The 21050-nt window shown below is 64.7% G+C and carries 16 protein-coding genes; 6 read left to right on the plus strand and 10 right to left on the minus strand.

The annotated features are described in order from the left end of the window. Window positions 1-71: 71 nt before the first annotated feature. From BLS48_RS04275 to BLS48_RS04285, 3 genes are all read right to left on the minus strand, one after another. Window positions 72-3821 (minus strand): DUF7929 domain-containing protein, encoded by a 3750-nt coding sequence (locus BLS48_RS04275; protein ID WP_091575778.1) that lies wholly within the window; start codon window positions 3819-3821, stop codon window positions 72-74. A gap of 10 nt (window positions 3822-3831) precedes the next feature. Then, window positions 3832-5793 carry an NHL repeat-containing protein gene (locus BLS48_RS04280; RefSeq protein WP_091575779.1) on the minus strand — a complete coding sequence of 654 codons (1962 nt, stop codon included), beginning with the start codon at window positions 5791-5793 and terminating at the stop codon, window positions 3832-3834. 426 nt (window positions 5794-6219) lie between these two features. Beyond that, complete coding sequence (locus tag BLS48_RS04285; protein ID WP_091576197.1) at window positions 6220-6741, minus strand: MarR family winged helix-turn-helix transcriptional regulator; 522 nt, start codon at window positions 6739-6741, stop codon at window positions 6220-6222. Between the two features lie 243 nt (window positions 6742-6984). On the opposite strand from BLS48_RS04285, the gene dnaK reads away from it, so the two are divergent. The 6 genes from dnaK (at window position 6985) to BLS48_RS04315 (ending at window position 12798) form a co-directional block, all read left to right on the plus strand. Then, the gene (gene dnaK, locus BLS48_RS04290) at window positions 6985-8901 is read left to right on the plus strand and encodes a molecular chaperone DnaK (RefSeq protein ID WP_091575780.1); all 1917 of its coding nucleotides are present in this window, start codon (window positions 6985-6987) and stop codon (window positions 8899-8901) included. Window positions 8902-9113: 212 nt separating this feature from the next. Continuing rightward, entirely contained in the window at window positions 9114-10244 is a 1131-nt protein-coding gene (dnaJ, locus tag BLS48_RS04295) for a molecular chaperone DnaJ (RefSeq protein ID WP_023765366.1), read from the plus strand. A gap of 162 nt (window positions 10245-10406) precedes the next feature. Beyond that, entirely contained in the window at window positions 10407-11012 is a 606-nt protein-coding gene (gene pmtA, locus BLS48_RS04300; protein WP_091575781.1) for a phospholipid N-methyltransferase PmtA, read from the plus strand. 147 nt (window positions 11013-11159) lie between these two features. Further along, window positions 11160-11756, plus strand: coding sequence for an NADPH-dependent FMN reductase (locus BLS48_RS04305; RefSeq protein ID WP_091575782.1), 597 nt, complete (start codon window positions 11160-11162; stop codon window positions 11754-11756). 11 nt (window positions 11757-11767) lie between these two features. Next, window positions 11768-12481, plus strand: coding sequence for an orotidine-5'-phosphate decarboxylase (pyrF, locus tag BLS48_RS04310; RefSeq protein ID WP_167364966.1), 714 nt, complete (start codon window positions 11768-11770; stop codon window positions 12479-12481). Between the two features lie 29 nt (window positions 12482-12510). Continuing rightward, entirely contained in the window at window positions 12511-12798 is a 288-nt protein-coding gene (locus BLS48_RS04315; protein ID WP_091575783.1) for a DUF1330 domain-containing protein, read from the plus strand. A 98-nt stretch (window positions 12799-12896) separates the two neighbouring features. Here the strand turns inward: BLS48_RS04315 and BLS48_RS04320 are convergent, their stop codons facing one another. The 7 genes from BLS48_RS04320 to BLS48_RS04350 form a co-directional block, all read right to left on the minus strand. Continuing rightward, the gene (locus BLS48_RS04320) at window positions 12897-13955 is read right to left on the minus strand and encodes a D-alanine--D-alanine ligase family protein (RefSeq protein ID WP_091575784.1); all 1059 of its coding nucleotides are present in this window, start codon (window positions 13953-13955) and stop codon (window positions 12897-12899) included. Window positions 13956-14082: 127 nt separating this feature from the next. Beyond that, window positions 14083-14964: an SMP-30/gluconolactonase/LRE family protein gene (locus BLS48_RS04325; protein WP_091575785.1), complete on the minus strand. Its 882-nt coding sequence runs from the start codon at window positions 14962-14964 to the stop codon at window positions 14083-14085. Continuing rightward, complete coding sequence (locus BLS48_RS04330; RefSeq protein WP_091575786.1) at window positions 14964-15602, minus strand: 2-dehydro-3-deoxy-6-phosphogalactonate aldolase; 639 nt, start codon at window positions 15600-15602, stop codon at window positions 14964-14966. The genes BLS48_RS04325 and BLS48_RS04330 overlap by 1 nt, the downstream gene beginning before the upstream one ends. Continuing rightward, window positions 15599-16552, minus strand: coding sequence for a 2-dehydro-3-deoxygalactonokinase (locus tag BLS48_RS04335; protein WP_091575787.1), 954 nt, complete (start codon window positions 16550-16552; stop codon window positions 15599-15601). The genes BLS48_RS04330 and BLS48_RS04335 overlap by 4 nt, the downstream gene beginning before the upstream one ends. Then, the gene (locus tag BLS48_RS04340) at window positions 16549-17316 is read right to left on the minus strand and encodes an SDR family NAD(P)-dependent oxidoreductase (RefSeq protein ID WP_091576199.1); all 768 of its coding nucleotides are present in this window, start codon (window positions 17314-17316) and stop codon (window positions 16549-16551) included. The genes BLS48_RS04335 and BLS48_RS04340 overlap by 4 nt, the downstream gene beginning before the upstream one ends. A 268-nt stretch (window positions 17317-17584) precedes the next feature. Next, window positions 17585-18934: a putative bifunctional diguanylate cyclase/phosphodiesterase gene (locus tag BLS48_RS04345; RefSeq protein WP_091575788.1), complete on the minus strand. Its 1350-nt coding sequence runs from the start codon at window positions 18932-18934 to the stop codon at window positions 17585-17587. 152 nt (window positions 18935-19086) lie between these two features. Beyond that, window positions 19087-20883: a GtrA family protein gene (locus tag BLS48_RS04350; protein WP_244529511.1), complete on the minus strand. Its 1797-nt coding sequence runs from the start codon at window positions 20881-20883 to the stop codon at window positions 19087-19089. Window positions 20884-21050 lie beyond the last annotated feature (167 nt).

Genomic DNA, 21050 nt, shown 5'->3' on the forward strand with positions numbered 1-21050 from the left:
AGCGGCCCCGGGGATCAAAAAAGAACCCGCCGGATTGCTCCGGCGGGTTCGCGATGTCTGACTGGGCCCGATTACGGCTTGAAGTTCTGGATGTTGTTGGTCGCCGGATCCAGTTGCTGCTGCTGGACCTGCGGCGTGCGCCGCGGCAGAAGCTGCAGGATATTCGGGTTCAGCAGGTTCGGGTTGATCTCCACGCCCGGCTGCCTGCGGATCGGCACGCAGTTCGGATACCGTCCGACCGTGCCCACCGGGCAACGCCGTTTGATGATCGGCTGGCACTGACCATTGATCATCTGCGAGCCCGGTGCGCATTCCACCTGCGGCTTGCGGCAGGCACCGTCGATCACCTGCGTCCCACGCGGACAGACACACTCGCCGCGCTTGTTGTGGACCTGGCCGCGTATGTCGCACGGTTGCACCGTCGGCTGTTTGCGCCGGCAGGCGTTGCCTTGCACCTCGGTACCCCTCGGGCAGACGCAATCGCCGTTGGCGTCGTGGACCTGGCCACGGATGGTGCACTGCTCGGGCTTCGGTCGCATCGGGCGGCAGGCCCCATTGCGCACCTCGGTCCCTTGCGGACAGACGCAATCGCCATCGGCATTGCGTATCTGGCCGGGGATGCGGCACTGCTGAGGCTTCGGCTGGATCGGACGGCAGGCGCCGTTGCGCACCTCGGTCCCTCGGGGGCAGACACAATCGCCATAGGCATCATGGATCTGGCCACGGATGGTGCACTGCTCGGGCTTGTCGGTCCTGACGCACTTCGCGTTCTCCAGTTTCGTGCCGCGCGGGCAGACGCAGCGTCCGTCCTCGGTGCGGATCTGGCCTTCGAGCAGTACGCAGCGCTTCGGCGGCGGCGGCGTTGGCAGAACGTTGGTGCCGCCGCCAGTGCACTGGCCATTGCGGAAGGTGGTGCCTTCCGGGCAGACGCAGCGACCGGCGTCGTTCATGACGAAGCCCGCCGAACATTCCTTCGTGGCCTCATGCGTGATGGTGAAGGGATGGCAAGCATAGGCCTTGCCACGATCGCCCTGCACGTTGGTCTGGTCGCCGCCCAGCACGTCGCCGCCGCCTTGCACCCGTGTGTCGGGAGACAGGACGCCAACGCAGTTCTGGCCGCTGACGTTGCCCTGCAGATTGGCCAGGCGGCCATCGTCGGGGATAATCACCGTCACGTGGTGCGACTGGCTTTCGCCCGCGCCAAGCGACAGGTTGGCGATGCAGGACGCCGGCAAGGTCGCCGGCTCCGGCGAGCAGCCGAAGGGCGGGTCGATCGAGGTGATCGCAACGCCGTCCAGCCTGCCGAGACCCTCCACGCCGATCGCATCACCGATGCGAACCGGACCGGAGAAGGGGCTCGTCCCATCGTTGGTGATGGTGATGTCGAACGAGCAGGGTTGGCCGAGCCGGCATTCGCGGTCGCCGGTCTTTTCGACGCGGATGGTCGAAGGGCCGCCGCCCTTGGCGCAGGCCTGGCCGATCGGATAGACGACATCGTCGCCCGGCGCCGGCCCATAGGAGCCGCGCACGCAGTTCTCGAACTCGCCATTCGCCGAAACCGTCACGTCGAAGTGGCGGCTGGTTCCGGGTGTCATGACGGCACCGGGAATCTGGCACGACAGCGCATTGGCCGGAACCGGTCCGCAAGCCCATTCCGCGCCGTCGGGGGTGACGGTCTGGATCTGGACGGGCGCGCCGCCGGCCACCAGCGTGGCGGCGTCGTTGACCCGCACCGGACCGGTGGGGGCAGCGGTGCCAAGGCTGCTGACGGTGATGCGGCAAGAAACGACCGCGGCACCGGCGAGCGAACCGTTGCAGACCTTGGTGATGCGCAGGGTCGGCTTGCCGCCATTGGGATGACGGAAGCGTTCCTTGGCGCAGGCCTTGTTGTTGGTGAGGTCGGTTTCACCGGGGATGGGTTTTACCTCGGCGCAGTTCTCGACCGAGTCCGACTGATAGCCGGCCGGCATCACCGCCTTGACGACGATCGGCGTCGAAGCGCCCGGAGGCAGCGAGATGCCTGCGTTGTCGCAGCGGAACTGGCCGGGGCCGTTCGGTCCGCATGTCCAGGGCGGGCTCGGCCCGAAGGTCGAGGAGGCCGGCGTGCCGCCGGGATAGCTGTCGATGACGGTCAGTGGCCCATTGTAGGTGGCGCTGCCGTTGTTGATGACGTCGATCACGAAATAGCAGATGCCGTCGGCCGTGCAGACCGGGATGCGGGCCCGCTTCTTCAGGATCAGGTCAACCTTCTTCTCGACCGGCGGCTGGCAATCGCGGTCACGATCGCCACGCCGGCAGATCGGGATCGAGGCGCAGCCGCGATCGTTCGACTGGCTGCCGAACAGTGGCTTGCCACTGGCCGCATAATTATAGGCGGCGCAGTTGCGTAAAGCACCGCCTTGCCAGCCCCCGGCCGGCTTGAAGCCGAGCTTGAGGTCGACAAAGGCGCCCGGATTGAGCGTAGTCACCGGATAGGTGCACGTCATCGGGGTGGTGCCGGGCACGCAGACCCAGGGCGGATTGGGCCCTGAACTCAGCGTCGAGCCGGCCGGCATTGTCACCTCGTTGAGCACGATCTTGCCGTTGTAGGGCGCGGTGCCGACATTGGTGACCCTGATGGTGAAGTCGCAGCCGCCGGCCATCGTGCAGCGCGGAACATCGGCGCGTTTCTCGACCTTGAGGTCCGGTTCCTTGTCCCTGGGCGGACATCTCTGGTCGCGCGGGATGACGATGTCGATGGTCTGCGTGCAGCACAGGCCCCAGCCTTCCTTCGGCCCGGCATAGGTTTCGATGCCGGTGACGATGAGATGGATGACGTCGCCAGGCGACGCACCGACGATCTTCCAGTTGAGCACACCGCCGCCCGCCGGCACCAGCTGCGTGTCGGGGATGATGGTGATGCCGGGCGTCGTCGTTGAAACCTGCACCCATTTGCCGCCCATCTCCGGGCCGACCGGCATGTGGTAGATGAAGGCGCCGCCACCGGGCACGCAATCAACCGTGCCGCGTTCCACCTTGAAGCATTCCTTGCCGGGAGGTGGTGGCGGCGGGTTGCACTTGGTGACGTCGATCTTGATCGAGGTCTTTTCACCGGTCTTGAAGTCACCGTCGTCGGGCTTGCTCGGATCCTGCGACGGGATGATGGTCCCGGTGCCCGGTCCGGCGGTCACCTTGATCATACCCTGGTTGTCGACGATGGTCGGCGAGGGAAACGCCGCGTGGTCGATCTTGGCCGTGATCTGGAAGGTGATGACGCGCTCGTTCGGAGCGCCGACGCCGTCGAGATCGGAGGCGGAAATCCGGAAATCGGAAACATCAGCCGTATCGTTGGGATTCGCCGAGGTGCTGATCGTTGCACCCGGTAGAGGTCCGCCGGACGAATCCGTGCCGTCGCCGGCCACATTGACGTTGACGATCTCAAGGCCGTGCGGGAGCTGGTCCTTGAAGTCGAGCTTGAGCTTGTTAAGTCTGGCCGCGAGGCCTGGGTCGGCAAAGCCCTGCGGGTCGCCGCGCAAGCCGAAGCTCAGCGAATAGACGACGTAGTCGCAGCCTCTTTGAGTACCTTTCTTGGTGAAGAAAGGCACGATCCGATCCGGCCTCGGATTGACGACGCGCGAATTGTCGAGGTCGAGCCTCAGCTCCGGGGTGATCGGGGCAGCGTCTTCCGCGAAGACTTGCACCGGGGTTAGCATGGCGACCGCGATACCGGCCGCCATCAGCCAGCGCGCGCCGCGCCTGGCATATGACAGGGGTTTCATGATCGTCTCCATGACGGTTTTTTGAGTGTTCGTCGCGAGCGGGGACAGGGCAAGAATGTTCATCTTTCCCTCCTCAACGTTCGCAGCTGACGGCTGGGGTTCTGAGCGGCAAAGTCATCTTGCAGCAAGGGTAGTAGCCACCCTTGTCCTTGTCGGACTTCCTGTAGAAGCAGAGCCCGACATCGACTGTGTCGCCCGGATAATGGCCGGTGATGCCGATCGTGTAGGGCTTGCCGGGCGCATGCGACTGCGGGGTGGTCACCCCGACGCCTGGCGTCCTGGACTGGGCCTTGATCGAATCGCCGCCGAAGCCGGCATGGTCATGGAGATAGAGATCGGCCTCGAGGCCGGAAGGCGTGCAGAAATACTGGACGTCCTCCACATCGAGACAGGGAGGCAGATTGCCGGGCGGTGGGAAGTCCGGCGGATAGAAGGGGGGCAGGTAGCCGCCCGGGATTTCTTCATAGTAGCCGGCGCGGCCCTCGCAAGGGTGCCAGACGGCAACGTCGCCGACATGACCCTCGACCTCGGGGTCCTCGAAATAGCCGTCGAAGTCGACGAACCAGGAGCCGAAGGGCGGCACGTTGGCCGGCTTGACCAGTTCCCTGGGCGTGATCTGCACGCCATGCACGGCGAGCGGCCCGCCGGCGGCGAGCTGTTCGGCAAGGGCCGGATTGTCGCGCAGCTTGTCGCCGGTGTTGACCAGCGTCTGGGTGCAGACCGAGGTGTCGAGATTGCCCTCCGCGTCATAGCCATATTGCAGGTCGAGACCGCCGGCCGACTGCCGGTTGCCCTGCGGGAAGCCGACGGCATATTCCTGCGGCACTTCCACCCAGACCGATTCCGTCGCCGGATCGTCCGGATTTTCACGCCAGTAACGGATGACCTCGCCCTTGCCGGAATCGGCGAACTGGCTGTAGTCGTAACGGTTCTCGACCGGGCCGCGCTGGGCCAGGTACATGAAGCCGCTGTTGTCGAAGGCGATGTCGGTGACGGCGTAGTCCTTGTCGGCCTTGACTGTCAGTTCCCAGCGCGGGTCGCCGGCAAAGGTGCCGTCGCGGGCAATGCCCACCGACCAGATTTCCGACTTTTCGCCGACCGAATAGTAGACCCGGCCACCATGATAGGAGACCGCCCAGACGCGGCGTTCGTCCTGCGTGTAGCCCCAGCTGTCGAGGTCTTCGCTGTCGAAGGCAGCACCGTGGATGTCCATCACCGCGCCATCATCGGCGACCGGAGCCAGCCCATGCGCCGGGCGCCCGGCAACGCCATGGTCGAAGCTGTCGATCAGCTCGCCGTTGGCGTCGATGCGATGGATCTGGCCGGTGTCGAGATCGGACGCGAAGAACTGGCGATGGGTGGCATCGAAGGTGAGATTGCCGATGCCTGGACCGCTGTTGGTGTCGATGTCGGCGAATTTGGAGACCTGGCCGGTGATGCCGTCGATCTTCCAGATGGTGCCCGGCCCGCCACCGTTTTCGGTGCCGAACTGACCGTCCATGAAGGTGGCACCGGCCGTACCGCGGCGCTGCCGCTCCGGCCTTCCATCGTCGTCGGCGTCCGGCGTGACGATGCGGATGCCATGCAGCGAGGTGGCGCCGGCATAGAGATTGGGAACGCCGGACGGGACGCCGTCGCGCACGCCGTCATCATAGGTGAGGCCGAACACCTGGCCGATCTGGCCGGCCGTCACCTCGAAGGGCGGCGGCGTGAAGACGAGCTGGCCGGCGGCCGGCCCGCCAAGGTGCGAAACGTCGAAGACGCGCAAGGTGGCGCGCGTTGTATCGATGAAGGTCTCGTCGACGGGATCGACGCCGGGCGGCAGGCCCTGATCGAAATTGGGAATGATGGTGCCGGAGAACCCGGTCACCGCCATCGAGCCGGGATAGATGATCTGGGTCTCCTGCGCCTGGGCGCTGCCGCCCAGCCAAAGGCTGGCGCTGAGTGCCAGCGCCAGCAGGCCTCCGCCCGCCCGCACGGCGCGGCTCAGCCCATAGTCAAGAGAAGACGCGAACGAATCCCGGACGCGAGACATGAAGCTACCCCCGTTAGCCACGGGAGAAACGTCCGGTTTTGCCGCGCAAATCAGGGCGGGGCGCGGCGGTCCGGCTCGTTCTTCCCTGATCGAATTGTCTGCTTTCCTCATAGTCACGATACGCCTGCTCTTACGCAGGGTCAACGGAATCAGCGGAAAGCCCAGCGCATCGACCCCGTCCCTGAAACGGTGGTCGCGCCGAGCTCCTGTTGTTCCCGGAGACCGCAGAGCCTCTGGGTTGCTGGTCATGGGGAGCTTCCTTTCCGGGCCGCACCATGCGGCGCCTGGATGTCAGTCGCAGGCGGAGGTGGAAAGGTTCACCGATCAGGCTCGGCACGGTGTTCCGGGCAACGGTCGAGCTGACCGCGCCGGAGCGGACGCGGATTGCGGTGGTGAAGCCTGCCGTGACGAAAGCTGCCCGCCGGGTCAGCTCATATGGCTGATCGGGCAGCGCTCGCGCACGCAGGCGGCTTCGTCGCAGACCCGGCAGACGACATTCTGGTCGTCGCCCATGTCGACCAGCGCCGGCAGGAGTTTTTCGACCAGCTGGCCCAGGCTGCGCGTTTCCTCGGGATCGAGCGCGCCAACGGCGCGCTCGATGACACCGCGCCGTGCCGCCAGATTGCGCCCGAAGACGTCATCGCCCTTGTCGGTGAGGCGCAGCGCCTTCGACCTGCGGTCGCCCTCGATCCCTTCGCCGCGCAGCACCAGCCCTTGTTCGACCAGATGATCGACCAGCCTGACGGTGGCGGAATGCGTCAGGGCGATGAAGCGCCGGAGGGTCTCGATCGACAGGCCGGGGTTCGAGCCGATCTGGATTACCGCGGCGACGGCGCTCGGGCCGAGACCGGTCTCCGTGCCGAACGCCTTCTCCATCTTGTCGACGAGAGCGAGGCTCATGGCGCCAAGGATGTTTTCCAGGCGCAGCTTTTCCAGGTCCCTGGTCATCACCATATCCCGTGGTCGGCAATCCTATGCATGATGCATAGTTAGGCCGTTTCCCGCCAGCCAGCAAGGATGGTGGACGCCTTGCGCAGAATGCTTGCGCGCGGCACTGCCTGTTCTTATATACGCGCCAAGCCGTTCGGCGCCGGAATGCCGGTAGCCGGAACGGAATTTCTTGTGAACAGGGGCTTTCATCGGAACGCCTGTACGGGTCCTGAGAGCCTGCTTAGCGGAGAGACTAGAAAAATGGCAAAAGTAATCGGTATCGATCTAGGCACCACCAACTCCTGTATCGCCATCATGGATGGCAAGGAGCCGAAGGTGATCGAGAATGCGGAAGGCGCGCGCACGACGCCTTCCATCGTCGCCATCAGCGGCGACGGCGAACGTCTGGTCGGCCAGCCGGCCAAGCGCCAGGCGGTCACCAATCCTGAAAACACCATCTTCGCGGTCAAGCGCCTGATCGGCCGCCGCTATGACGATCCGGTGACGGAGAAGGACAAGAAGCTTGTCCCCTACAAGATCGTCAAGGGCGACAATGGCGATGCCTGGGTCGAAGCCGGCGGCAAGAAGCAGTCGCCCAGCCAGATCTCGGCCATGATCCTGCAGAAGATGAAGGAAACGGCGGAAGCCTATCTCGGCGAGAAGGTCGAGAAGGCGGTCATCACCGTTCCGGCCTATTTCAATGACGCCCAGCGCCAGGCGACCAAGGACGCCGGCAAGATCGCCGGCCTCGAAGTGCTGCGCATCATCAACGAGCCGACCGCGGCAGCACTTGCCTACGGCCTCGACAAGAAGGATGGCAAGACCATCGCCGTCTATGACCTTGGCGGCGGCACGTTCGACATTTCGGTGCTCGAGATCGGCGACGGCGTGTTCGAGGTGAAGTCGACCAATGGCGACACCTTCCTCGGCGGCGAGGATTTCGACATGCGCCTGGTCGAATATCTGGCGGCCGAGTTCAAGAAGGAACAGGGCATCGACCTGAAGAACGACAAGCTTGCCCTGCAGCGCCTCAAGGAGGCGGCTGAAAAGGCCAAGATCGAGCTGTCGTCGACGACGCAGACCGAGATCAACCTGCCCTTCATCACCGCCGATGCGACCGGGCCCAAGCACCTGACTCTGAAGCTGACCCGCGCCAAGTTCGAAAGCCTGGTCGAGGATCTCGTCCAGCGCACCATCGACCCCTGCAAGGCGGCGCTGAAGGATGCCGGCCTGAAGGCCGGCGAGATCGACGAAGTCGTCCTGGTCGGCGGCATGACCCGCATGCCCAAGATCCAGGAGATCGTGAAGCAGTTCTTCGGCAAGGAGCCCCACAAGGGCGTCAACCCGGATGAGGTCGTCGCACTCGGCGCCGCCATCCAGGCCGGCGTGCTGCAGGGCGACGTCAAGGACGTGCTTCTGCTCGACGTGACGCCGCTGTCGCTCGGCATCGAGACGCTGGGTGGCGTGTTCACGCGGCTGATCGAGCGCAACACGACCATCCCGACCAAGAAGAGCCAGGTGTTCTCGACGGCCGAGGATTCGCAGTCGGCCGTGACCATCAGGGTCTTCCAGGGTGAGCGCGAGATGGCCGCCGACAACAAGGCGCTCGGCCAGTTCGACCTGGTCGGCATCCCGCCGGCCCCGCGCGGCGTGCCGCAGATCGAGGTCACCTTCGACATCGACGCCAACGGCATCGTCAACGTCTCGGCCAAGGACAAGGGCACCGGCAAGGAGCACCAGATCCGCATCCAGGCATCGGGTGGCCTTTCGGACGCCGACATCGAGAAGATGGTCAAGGACGCCGAAGCCAATGCCGAGAGCGACAAGAAGCGGCGTGCGCTGGTCGAGGCCCGCAACCAGGCCGAAGCGATGCTGCATTCCTCGGAGAAGTCGCTGAAGGAATATGGCGACAAGGTCTCGGAAGCCGACCGCACGGCGATTGCCGATGCGATCGCGGCGCTGAAGACCGCGGCCGAGGGCGATGACGCGGCCGAGATCGAGGCCAAGAGCCAAGTGCTCGCCGAAGCTTCGATGAAGCTCGGCCAGGCCATGTACGAGGCCTCGCAGAAGGAAACGGCGGAAGCCGACGCCAAGGCGGACGCCGCCAAGGACAGTGACGTCGTCGATGCCGATTTCGAGGAAATCGACGAAGACGACGACAAGAAGAAGTCCGCCTGAGCCGTTTGACGGCAGGTAAAGCGAAAAGCCCGGCGCAAAGCCGGGCTTTTTTGCAACCCCTCGCAGAAAAAGAGCGGCGCCGGCCGAAAAAATGCGAGCAAACCCGCGTCGACACTGGCATCCCGCTTCCATCGCACCTAAATCGGAACGGCAGCGCCGGCAGAAGACGCAACAATGCTTCAAGACGTTGAGCATCCGGACAGCGGGAAAAAATGAAAGCTGATTTCTACGAGACGCTGGGCGTCCAGAAGGGTGCCGACGAGAAGGAGCTGAAGAGCGCTTTTCGCAAGCTCGCCATGCAGTTCCATCCCGATCGCAATCCCGGCGATCACTCCTGCGAGCACAAGTTCAAGGAAATCAACGAAGCCTACGAGACGCTGAAGGACCCGCAGAAGCGCGCGGCATACGACCGCTTCGGTCACGCGGCCTTCGAACAGGGCGGCATGAATGGCGGTGCGCAAGGCTTTGGCGCCGGTGGCTTCGCCGACATTTTCGAGGATATTTTCGGCGACATGATGGGCGGACGCCAGCGCCGCTCGTCGGGCGGCCGCGAGCGCGGCGCCGATCTGCGCTACAATATGGAAATCTCGCTGGAGGAAGCCTTCGCGGGAAAGACCGCACAGATCCGCGTGCCGGCCTCGATCTCGTGCTCGGAATGCTCGGGCAGCGGCGCCAAGCCCGGCACCCAGCCGGTGACCTGCTCGATGTGCAACGGCCACGGCAAGGTGCGCGCCACGCAGGGCTTCTTCTCGATCGAGCGCACCTGCCCGCAGTGCCAGGGGCGCGGCCAGACCATCAAGGACCCATGCCCGAAATGCGCCGGCCAGGGCCGCGTCACCGAGGAACGTTCGCTGTCGGTCAACATTCCGGCCGGCATCGAGGACGGCACCCGCATCCGCCTCGCCAACGAGGGCGAGGCCGGCTTGCGCGGCGGGCCATCGGGCGACCTCTATATTTTCCTGGCGGTCAAGCCACATGAATTCTTCCAGCGCGACGGCGCCGATCTCTACTGCAAGGTGCCGATCTCGATGACGACGGCAGCCCTTGGCGGTTCCTTCGAGGTGACGACACTGGACGGCACCCAGACCAAGGTGAAGGTGCCGGAAGGCACCCAGAACGGACGCCAGTTCCGCCTCAAGGGCAAGGGCATGCCGGTGCTGCGCCAGCCCAATGTCGGCGACCTCTACATCCAGACCGCGGTCGAGACGCCGCAAAACCTTTCCCGCCGCCAGCGCGAACTGCTGGAGGAGTTCGAACAGCTCTCCTCGCAGGACAATTCGCCCCAATCGAGCGGCTTTTTCGCCCGCATGAAGGATTTCTTCGAATCCTTCGGCGAGCGTTGATGCATAGGACAGGACGCCAAGGCCGGCCGCGCGAGTCCGTAAGGCCTGTCGCTCCTTGGGACGCGACGAAACTTATCTTATCCACGACATCGGCACGGCCGCGCCTTGCCTTGCGTCACCCAGGTGCTAAGTAGCTTGCGGGGGGCGCTGAGGAGAGCTTGCATGACACGTGGTCCCGGACTCCGGAAGGCGCTTGCCGAAAAGTTCGACGACGAGCTCAAATTCTTCAAGGGCTGGATCGACAAGCCGAAGACGGTCGGCTCGATCGTGCCGACCAGTTCGATCACCGCCCGCAAGATGGCCTCGATCGTCAATCCGAAATCCGGACTGCCGGTGCTCGAGGTCGGTCCCGGCACCGGCGTCATCACCCGTGCCATCCTGGCCCAGGGCGTGCGCCCCGAAAATCTCTACGCGGTCGAATACAACACCGATTTCGTGCGCCACCTGCGGGGGCTCTATCCCGCCGTCAACGTGATCGAGGGCGATGCCTTCAACCTCGACGCCACGCTTGGCGACAAGAGGGGCATGATCTTCGATTCCGTCGTTTCAGGCGTGCCGCTGCTCAACTTTCCGGTCGCCCAGCGCATCGCCTATATCGAGAGCCTGCTCGACCGCATCCCGGCCGGCCGGCCGATCGTGCAGCTGACTTATGGCCCAATGTCGCCAATCCCGCCCGGCCGCGGCGACTATACGGTCGAGCATTTCCATTTCGTCATCCGCAACATCCCGCCGACGCAGCTCTGGATCTACCGGCGCGAAGCACATTAGGACGACCCGCGTTCCCTGGGCGCACAAAGCAAGGCCCCATACTTTTGAACCCGCGCATCGTGCTTGCCAAAATCGATTTCGATTTTCGGGCCAGTGCGTTGATTTGGGCGGGTCTTGGCTGTACCTGTCCGGGAACAAGGGTGGCCAATGGCAGTGATCCCGAAAATCCTCGTCTTCGCAGGCTCGGTGCGCAGCGGCGCCTACAGCGGCAGGACCGCCGACGTGGCGCAAAAGGAGCTTGCCGTGCAGGGCGCCGAGGTGACCCGCATCTCGCTTGCCGACTATCCCCTGCCGATCCTCGATGAGGACCTCGAAAAGGAAAAAGGCGTCCCTGAAAACGCCATCAAACTTGGCCGGCTGATTGCCGCCCATGATGGTGTGATGATCGCAACGCCGGAATATAACGGCTCCATCCCGCCACTGCTCAAGAACACGATCGACTGGGTGAGCCGGGTGCGCAAGGATGGCGGCCGGCCGCTCAGGCCGCTTGCCGGCAAGGTGGCTGGCCTCTGCTCGTCCTCCAATGGGCACTTTGCCGGCATCCGCTGCATCAACCATCTGCGCGCCGTGCTGGTGCGTTGCCAGATGGAAGTGGTGACGCCGGAATGCTCGGTGCCCGAAGGCGGCAACGCCTTCGACGAGGACGGCAATTTCCGCGACGAAAGACTGTACAAATCGATGGAGCACCTATGCCGCACGCTGATCGAAACCTCGCGCATGCTGTCCACTCGGATCGAGGTGTGATCGCCGATACCATGCGGGTCCAATCCATACAGGCCAAATCCATGCAGGAAAGATTGATCGTCGGCCTCGACGTGCCGACCGTGAAGGACGCCGAGAAGGCGGTGCGCGAGCTCGACGGCGTCGTCTCCTTCTACAAGATCGGTTATCAGCTGGCCTTTGCCGGCGGGTTGGACTTCGCCAGGGAGCTGGCCAGCGGCGGGACAAAAGTCTTCCTCGACATGAAGCTGCTCGACATCGACCACACGGTGGCCAAGGGCGTCGAGAACATCGTCAAGATGGGCATGTCCATGCTGACCATACACGCCTACCCGAAGGCCATGCGGGCGGCGGTGGAAGCAGCGCGAGGCAGCGACCTTTGCCTGCTTGCCGTCAGCGTGCTGACGTCGATGGACGAGCAGGACGTGATCGACGCGGGCTATGAATACGACCCGCATACGCTGGTGCTGCGGCGCTCGGAACAGGCGCTGCACGCCGGCATGGGCGGCATCGTCTGCTCGGCCGAAGAAGCGGAAGCGGTGCGCCGGATCGCCGGGCCCGACATGGCGGTGGTGACGCCGGGCATACGGCCCGCAGGCAGCGACCATGGCGATCAGAAGCGCGTGGTGACGCCGGCACAAGCGATCCGGAACGGATCCAGCCACCTCGTCGTCGGCCGACCGATCGTCGCTGCCGCCAACAGACGCGAAGCGGCCGAAGCCATCCTCGATGAAATGCGCTCGGCCTGATTTCCCAGGAACAAACTCGGAGAAAAAGCATGCCCAAGGGATACTGGATCGCCCGCGTCGATGTGCGCGACGCCGAAGGCTACAAGGACTATGTCGCCGCCGCGAAGCTCGCCTTCGACCGCTTCGATGTGAAATTCCTGGCGCGCGGCGGCGCGCATGAAAAGGCCGAGGGGCCTGGCCGCGCCCGCAACGTCATCATCGAGTTTCCGTCGCTCGCCGCGGCACACGACTGCTATCACTCGCCGGAGTATCAGCGCGCCGTCGCCATCCGCCAGAAGGTCGCCGACGGCGAGATCGTGCTGGTCGAGGGCGTCTAGAGCAATTCCAGGAAAAGTGTGAAACGGTTTTCCGTCCGGAATTGTGTCAAAACAAAGAGTTAGAGCGGTTTGCCGTTTCCGTGAAACGGTGAAATGCTCTAGGAGAAGAGCCGGTTGGCGGCGGTTTCAGCCAGGGCGTCGGCAAGGCTCAGGCCCCATTGCTGGCGGCAATAAGCTCGGAAATCGAAGCAAGGCAGGCCGGGGCAGACCTCGAACTCGATGAGGTGGACGGTGTTGTCGGCCTCGACCCTGAGATCGATGGAGAACACGTCACGCAAGCCGAGCCCACTCATCAGCCGCTCGGCGATCGCACGAATCCTGGCGTCGGCGATTGGCTGGCCGTCGGCGACCGCCACGAGTTCCGGTTCGGCATAATGTCCCGCCGCCTTCGCCGCTTCGCCGGTTTCACCATAGAGCGCGAGGCTGTCCGCCATGGTCTGGAAATCGCCGCCGGAATCGACAAAGGCGATGCCAAGCGCTTCGACGCCGACTCCCGGTGTCAGCCCAAGAAAACTCGCGCGCACATTGCGGCCGGCGACATAGGGCTGAACGACGACATCGTCGCGATAGGCGGCGAAGACACGCCGGCTGAGCTCCAGTGCGTGGCCGAGATCACTGGTGCGCGAATCCGGCCAGATGCCGATCTTGGCGCCTAGCCGGTTAGGCTTGACGAACCAGCCGGCGGGCGACGACGGCGGCTCGACCAGCCATTCTCCGTTTCGCGCCAAACCGGCTTGCGGCACCGGCAGGCCGAGCGCGCCAAGCACGGCGCCGGAGCGGAACTTGTCCTGGCAGAGGGCGAACAGCGCATCGTCGGCGCCGATCGTCTTGAAGCCGCCCAGTCTCGCCAGAGCCGGTGCGGCACCGCCACGGAAATAGGCGACGCCGTCGGTCAGCGTCCAGACCATTGTGGTGCTGGAATTCTCGCTGGCGAGCGCCGCTGCGGCATCGTCGAGCGCGACGGGCGTGAAAGACAGGCCGCGCGCCAGGCAAGCGGCGGCAAGCGCGTCGAACTCGAGCGCAAGGTCGGTCGACTGCGCCAGGTAGGAGGCGATCTCGGCGGCACGCTCCGGCACATGACCGTCGGCGACCAGACGGTCGAAGCAGGCCCTCTCCGGCTCATGGACAAGGATCAGTTTTGGCTTGCGGCTCGACATGAAACGAACGATTCCCGGCGCTACGATCACCTACCATCGCATGGCCGACGCAAACGGCTTTCGCGAAACCGACCCAGGCCAGACGCCTGCGTGACAGCAGCGGAAACCGAGGGCGCCGATCGCCCGCTCAGGCGATCAGCACCCGTGGCTCGAAGCGGCCGTTGACGGGGATGTCGAGCAGGAAGGTCATGCCCGCCTGCGGATCGAGCTGGCGCTGCTTCTCGTCCTTGCCCGACCAGGCGGAAGTGACCGCCAGCCGATCGGCGTTCTTGCCGACGAAGGCCGGACAGGATGGCTGCGTCACCGGCATGGCGACCGAGCGCAGCAACGTGCCGTCGGGGGCGTAGGCCTTGACCACCTTGCCGCCCCAGACGGCATTCCACAGCACGCCGTCGCGGTCGACGACCGATCCGTCGACATAGCCCTTCGACGAGCGGTGATCGACGAACACATTCGGTTCGCCGGCAGGCAGGCCGGTCGCCGGATCGCAGGCGACGCGCATCAACAGCCCGGTCGAGGTGTCGGTGTAGTAAGCGAGCGCGCCATCCTGCGAAAAACAGATCGAATTCGAGACGGTGATGTCCGAAAACAGGCGGCGCAGCTCGCCCTTGAAAAACCAGTAGATGGAACCGGCGCCCTTTTCCTCTTTCTTGCCCATCGTGCCGGTCCACAGGGCACCGCAGGGATGGACGCGGGAATCGTTGGAACGGGTGAGCGGATTGTCGGCCTCGATCGGCGTGTGCAGCGTCAGCCTGCCGGTGACGACATCGCGGACATGGAGGCCGGTCTCGGTGGCGATCAGCTGGCGTTGCTCGTCGATGATGGCGATGGCGCTCGCCATCTGGCCAAGCTCGTGGATTTTCAGCGCACCGCCCGCCCCGGCTTTTTCGAGAAGCTGTCCGTTGACGATGTCGAACCAATAGAGCGTATCGGTGGCGGGATCGTAGCTCGGCCCTTCGCCGAGCTGGCAGACGTGGTCGGAAAGAACGGAAACGATCGCTTCGCTCATCATGCTTCTCCGAACACCGCATCCCAGGCTGTCACCGCCGCTCGGGCCCGCGCGGCCACCTCGTCGACGCTCATGCCCGGCTTGAACAGGCTGGAGCCGAGGCCGAAGACCGTCACGCCCACCGCCTTGTAGCCGGCAAAGTCCTTTTCCGAAACGCCGCCGACAGCGCCGACCAATGTCTGCGCCGGCAGCACCGCCCGGATCGCGGAAATGCCTGCCGCGCCAAGCACGCTGGCCGGGAAGAATTTCAGCGCCGAGGCGCCGAGCCGGATCGCTTGGAAGGCCTCGGTGGGCGTGAACACGCCGGGCATCGTGACCATGCCGTGATGCATCGCGCGCGCCATCACTTCTGCATCGATGTTGGGGCTGACCAGGAGCCGCCCGCCGGCCTTGTGCAAGCCATTGACATCGGCTGCGGTCAGCACCGTGCCGGCGCCGACCAACGCCGTCTTTGGAAGCGCCTCGACAATGCTCGCGATCGAGACAAAAGGCTCGGGCGAATTCAACGGCACTTCGATCGCCTCGATGCCGGCGTCGAACAGCGCCTGGCCAATCGCGACCGCTTCGGTCGGCTTGAGGCCGCGCAGGATGGCGACCAGTCCGCGCTTGAGCTTGGGAAAGGCTGCGGTCTGGCTCATCGGGCAACTCCGGTTCTGGCGATCATGCCGTTTTCGCGCGCGGCTTCGATGAGGCCGGCGCGCACCGCTTCATCCGCGTCGACGGCGCGGACGGCAAGCCCTGCAAGGTCGAGTGCAGCCGAATAGAGCGAAGCGAGTGCGCCTGAAGCGATCAGCACGACCGGTGCATCGCCAGCGCCATAGCGGCGCTTCGCCGAGGCGATCTCGCCACCAATCAAAAGCCCGGACAGGCAGGCCGCCGCATCCTGCGACTTCAGGTCCTGCAGCAGCCCGGCCGCACGGATGGCAAACAGCTTCGACGTGACGTCGCCGCCCTCGCCGAGCGCGCGTTCGCACCATTGCCGGAAGAATGGGCTGCCCGCAGCGACGGGAGCGGGATGCTCGCCTAGCGAATGCTTGAGGATGGAATGCGCGGCCAGCACTGAGAACAACTCGCCGGTCGGCCAAGTGCCGAAGCCGGCAACGGCGCCGTCCTCGACCAGCACCCATTTCGAATGGGTGCCGGGCATGCAGACCAGCTGGCGACCCTTGGCCGGCAGGCCGGCGCCGGCAAGCTGCGTTTCCTCGCCGCGCATGACGTCGGGGGCATCGGCCAGACGCTGGGCGAGGCCCGGCACGATGCGGATGTCGCGGCTCTGGCCGGGCACAAGGGCAGCGCCACCGAGGATGGCACCGATCGGTGAAGGCACGCTGACATAAGGCGCCTCCAGCCAGCCCTGGCGGGAGCCGGCCATGCCGCAGATAATGACGGGCAGCGCATCGGGTGCCCCCATCGCCACCAGGTGTCCTTCGAGAATGGTCGAAAAGCCTTTCTGCTGCGCGGTGATCAGCCCATCGTCGCCACGGCGTTCGGCAAGAACCTTACCGTCCTTGTCGACCAGCCAGACCCGCATGCGGGTCGTGCCCCAGTCGACGGCGGCCACCGCCGGCGCGTTGCTGGCTGGGCTCACAGAAAACCTCCATCGACGATCAGCATCTGCGCGGTCAGCATGCGCGAAGCGTCCGAGGCCAGGAACAGCACCGTGCCGACGATGTCGTCCGGCTGCATCACCTGCTTGATGCATTGCTTGGCGACATGGGCGGCAAGCGCCTGTTCGGTCACCCAGAGCTCTTTCTGCCGCTCGGTGATCACCCAGCCGGGCGCGATGGCGTTGACGCGAATGCCATCCACGCCGAGCTTGCCGGCCAGCCCCTTGGTCAGGCCGAGGATGCCGGCCTTGGCGGCGGTGTAGGCCGGCATGTCGGGATGGTTGATGAGGTAGGATGTCGAGGTGAAGTTGATGATCGAGCCGCCGCCGGCCCGCTTCATGCCCGGCGCCACCGCTTGCGCGGTGAAGAAATGCGGCCGCAGATTGATCGCCTGGTTGTTGTCCCAGAATTCGACCGTCACGTCTTCGACGGCGTGGCGCTCGTCCCACGCGGCATTGTTGATCAGCACGGTGACATCGCCATGCGCCTCAGCCGCCCTCGCCGCCGACGCACGCAGGGCCGCGACGTCGCGCAGGTCGGTCTTGAGATAGAGCGGCCGGCGACCGAACTCTTTTTCGATGCGGTCGGCAAGGGCCGTGCTTGGGCCATCGGCGATGTCGATGAAGGCGACATTGGCGCCCTGGCGCACAAAACCCTCGGTCAGTGCCGCGCCAATTCCGGAGCCACCGCCGGTGATCAGCACCGAGGCTTCCTTGAGGTCGGCAAAATGCGCCGATGGCATCATGATCTGTTCTCTCCCGGCGCATGCCCCGAAAATCGGACCGATCTTCGGGAAGGGATCATGCGCAAATTCAAAATGCTCCAGCCTCCTTTGCGCGTCCTGAAGGACGCGTGGCGCTGTAGTCGGACCGGCGCGCATCCTAGCCAGACACGTCGTGCGGGCAAGGGCGAAAAGCCGGATCTGCGGGCTTATGTCAGACAAAACGACAATGCGCCGCACCGGACGTGCGCAGCGCAGTCAGCTGGATTGCTGGCGATGCCGATGTCGGCGGTCAGATCGCCTTGGCGCGCAAGGCGCCGCGAAAGGTATCGCGGAGATAGCCGAGCGTGGCGTCGGCATCGACCGGCTTGCCGAACAGATAGCCCTGCCCGCCGGCACATCCGAACTGGACGAGGCGGTCGGCCTGCGCCTCCTGCTCGATGCCTTCGGCCACGACATCCATGCCGAGCCCCTCGCACATGGCGAGAATGGCGCGAATGATGTGTTCCGAGGGACGGTCATCGAGGATGGAGGAGACGAAGGCGCGATCGATCTTGAGCTTGTCGAAATGGAATTCGCGCAAGCGGCCAAGCGAGGACTGGCCGGTGCCGAAGTCGTCGAGCGAAACGCGGATGCCGACGCGGCGCAGATCCTCGACGATCTTCTCGGCCGAGGCAGGGTCGTTCATCAGGCCGGTCTCGGTGATCTCGATTTCCAGCCGGCGCGGATCGAAGCCGGTGCGCTCGAGGATCGCCAGTATATGCAGGCCGGTGTTCTGGTCGACGAGTTGCGAAGGCGACAGGTTGAAGGACAGGAACAGGTCCTTCGGCCAGCTTCTCGCCGCCTCGGTCGCCTTGCGCAGCACCAGCTGCGACAGCGGGCCGATGATGCCGCGCTCCTCGGCGATGGGAATGAAGACCGTCGGCGGCACCGAGCCGAGGTCGCGATCGGTCCAGCGCGCCAGCGTCTCGAAGCCGATGGTGCGGCGCGTGTTGAGGTCGACGATGGGCTGGAAATGCGGCTCCACCTCACCGGCGGAGACGGCGCGGCGCAGCGCCTGTTCGATGCGGGTGACGCGCTTGGCGGCTTCTTCCATCTCGCGGGTGTAGACGACGACCCGGCCACGCCCGGAACGCTTGGCGTGGTAGAGCGCCGTCTCGGCCTTGTTGACGAGGATTTCGGTGGTCTCGTCTCCGGAATAGAACAGCGAGCAGCCGACCGAGGCCGAGAGCCTCGCGGTGCGTTCGCCGACATCGTAGGGCGCCGACAGGATCTCGATCAGCATGCGGGATTTTTCAGCCGCCGCTTCCTCGCTGAACACCATCGGATAGAGAAAGGCGAATTCGTCGGCGCCGATGCGGCAGACCGTGGAGTGGCTGTCCATCGAGGCGCGCAGCCGCATGGCGACCTGGATCAGGATATCGTCACCGGCCTTGTGGCCGAACAGGTCGTTGATCGGTTTGAAACCGTCAAGGTCGAGAATCCCGACGGTGAACGGCGCCGGGTCGTCGGCACGATCGCTGATCAGGCGATCGACCTTGTCGAAGAAGCGGCGATGGTTGCCAAGCCCGGTCAACGGATCGGTGAATGCCAGATCCGTGCTGTCCCTGTTTGCCTGACCGGTGCCAAACGTTGTTTGCATCGGTGTCCCTGTTTGTGACGTCGGATTTAGGTCCAGATTGTCAGCAAACCCTTTAGGAAACGTATCCCCAAATCGATTATTCGCGGGTAAAGTGCATCACCTTCGGGAAGGTCGACGCGGCACGCGTCAAACCTTTGTTTTCAGGCAATTCTTCAGCCGTTGGGCCTGACACGATAGAGTTCGAGCGGGGCGCCCTTGGTGTCCGCGACCGGCTCCAGCCATTCCGGCACGTTGCCGCGCATCAGCCCGGCCAGAAAGCCGTCCGGCGCCGTGGCGGCGAGAAGCTGGCTTTCTGGATTGCCACGGCATACAGCGACAAGGCCGACATGGTGGCTTTCGACCGCCGACCTGGCATCGGCGTCCGATCCGAGGAAAGCATCGAGCGCAAGCAGGTTACCCGCGATGTCGCGATGAGATAGCCCGGCGAACACGCGATGTCCGGAATAGGCCAGGATGGGCGAGCCAAGATTGGAAATGGCGAGCACGGTGGTGTCCGGCATCTGGCTGAGTGCCGTGAACGAGGCCTTGCCTTGGCAGGACCCATCGACACTGGCGTCCTTGACGACCACACGGGGTTCGAACACGCTCGATGTCGCCTCGGCGGCGGCCGACCAGATTGCGTTCACCGAGATCAGCCAGGCCGCGACCATCCTGAGCAGCGCGCCGCGTGTCGGTCTGGTTTCGGCCTGCTGCCGCCATTTGGCGATCCAGGCGGAAAGCGGGATCACCGCGAAGGCGATGGAGAAAGTCGAGCCGCGCACTTCCCAGGCGCTGACCAGGACCGCCACAACCAGCAGCCCGCCGACAAGACTGTCCTGCCGCCGCCAGCCGCCCCGGCTGAAGCGAAGCACCATCAGGGCGACCGCCAGCAGCGGCGTGGCAAAACGCGCCACCACCCGGACCGGATCGTAGAGGACCAGTTTGTACAGCGACTGCGCCTCGTCGATGTAATCGAGCCATAATCCCCTGAGGCGCGGATCGAGGTTCGCATATGGGGCTGCCAGGCATTGCGGGAACAGTGACACCACCACAGCGCCCAGCACCATGGCAAGCAGGCCGAGGAAGATCAGCCGTCGCCGGCGCGTGCGGCTGGCCGCATCGACCGAAACGATGGTGGCAAGGCCAGTTCCAGCAAGCGCCGCGACGACGAACTGCATGGTCGAGAAGGCATCGCATTGCGCCTGGCCCCAGGCCGACGGCGGGATGGTGGTGACGAACACCAGCGCCGAAACGCCGGCAAAGCCGAGGCCAAAATCCATCGCGATCCGGCGTTCGCCGCTCGGGTCGACGACAAACAACATCGCCGTGCAGGCGCCGATGGCGGCGACATAGGGCACGGTTTCCATGCCGACAGCCAGCGTCAGCGCCGCGCACAGGCCCGAAAACAGTGCCGCCCACCGCCGCACGGGTGCCTCGAGCAGCAAACCCAGGCTGGCCATGGTCAGCGTCAGCTGGACATTGTGATGATCGAGCGCGCCCGGCGAAAAGATGCCGATGAAATACAGCGCCGCGGCGCCCACGACGACAGCCGGCAACACGGCGCCCGCGCCGGCGAAACCGCGCGCGGCGCGGGCGGTGAAGAACACGGCCGCACAGAACAGCAGCGCCGGCCACAGTATCTGCGCGATGGCCTCGGCCATGGCCATGCTGCCGGTCAGGGCCGAAGCCATGAGGATGATGGCGGCGAGTGGCGCGTCGACCAGCCTCGACCAGTGCATGACGAAGCCGCCTTCAAGCCCCATCCTGTACTGATGCAGGTCGAACCAGCCCTGTCCGGCCAGCATGTCGCGAACCTCGACCAGACGTAGCAGACTGTCATTGTCGCCGCCGGCATTGGTCAATTCACGGAATCCGTTGCAGGCGCTGACGGCAACCAACACCAGCGCGGCGATCAGTGCCAGCGCGAGATCGTTACGCCATGACGGGCGTGGCGTGGCCTTGACGGACATTGTGGCATCGACAGGGGTCACGGGACGGCCTTTGGTTGCTCCCTTTCGCGAAAGGAAACCTAGCGCCAACTCACTGCGCAAACCTTAAGCCGGCCTTGCGAAAGGCAGTCCATGTCGCGAAACGCTTTGTTTGTCATTCATGGATATGTTCCCGGAATTGCCGATGA

It is taken from the genome of Mesorhizobium qingshengii (genome assembly GCF_900103325.1).
In the GTDB taxonomy this organism is placed as follows: Bacteria; Pseudomonadota; Alphaproteobacteria; order Rhizobiales; family Rhizobiaceae; genus Mesorhizobium; species Mesorhizobium qingshengii.

Excerpts from the sequence above, each read along its gene's own strand:
- pyrF (WP_167364966.1), top strand. The coding sequence starts at position 11,768 with ATGCGGGTCCAATCCATACAGGCCAAATCCATGCAGGAAAGATTGATC.
- dnaK (WP_091575780.1), top strand. The coding sequence starts at position 6,985 with ATGGCAAAAGTAATCGGTATCGATCTAGGCACCACCAACTCCTGTATC.
- BLS48_RS04320 (WP_091575784.1), bottom strand. The coding sequence starts at position 13,955 with ATGTCGAGCCGCAAGCCAAAACTGATCCTTGTCCATGAGCCGGAGAGG.
- BLS48_RS04275 (WP_091575778.1), bottom strand. The coding sequence starts at position 3,821 with ATGAACATTCTTGCCCTGTCCCCGCTCGCGACGAACACTCAAAAAACC.
- BLS48_RS04280 (WP_091575779.1), bottom strand. The coding sequence starts at position 5,793 with ATGTCTCGCGTCCGGGATTCGTTCGCGTCTTCTCTTGACTATGGGCTG.
- BLS48_RS04345 (WP_091575788.1), bottom strand. The coding sequence starts at position 18,934 with ATGCAAACAACGTTTGGCACCGGTCAGGCAAACAGGGACAGCACGGAT.
- BLS48_RS04325 (WP_091575785.1), bottom strand. The coding sequence starts at position 14,964 with ATGAGCGAAGCGATCGTTTCCGTTCTTTCCGACCACGTCTGCCAGCTC.
- BLS48_RS04305 (WP_091575782.1), top strand. The coding sequence starts at position 11,160 with ATGGCAGTGATCCCGAAAATCCTCGTCTTCGCAGGCTCGGTGCGCAGC.
- BLS48_RS04315 (WP_091575783.1), top strand. The coding sequence starts at position 12,511 with ATGCCCAAGGGATACTGGATCGCCCGCGTCGATGTGCGCGACGCCGAA.
- BLS48_RS04330 (WP_091575786.1), bottom strand. The coding sequence starts at position 15,602 with ATGAGCCAGACCGCAGCCTTTCCCAAGCTCAAGCGCGGACTGGTCGCC.
- BLS48_RS04340 (WP_091576199.1), bottom strand. The coding sequence starts at position 17,316 with ATGATGCCATCGGCGCATTTTGCCGACCTCAAGGAAGCCTCGGTGCTG.
- dnaJ (WP_023765366.1), top strand. The coding sequence starts at position 9,114 with ATGAAAGCTGATTTCTACGAGACGCTGGGCGTCCAGAAGGGTGCCGAC.
- BLS48_RS04285 (WP_091576197.1), bottom strand. The coding sequence starts at position 6,741 with ATGACCAGGGACCTGGAAAAGCTGCGCCTGGAAAACATCCTTGGCGCC.
- BLS48_RS04350 (WP_244529511.1), bottom strand. The coding sequence starts at position 20,883 with ATGTCCGTCAAGGCCACGCCACGCCCGTCATGGCGTAACGATCTCGCG.
- pmtA (WP_091575781.1), top strand. The coding sequence starts at position 10,407 with ATGACACGTGGTCCCGGACTCCGGAAGGCGCTTGCCGAAAAGTTCGAC.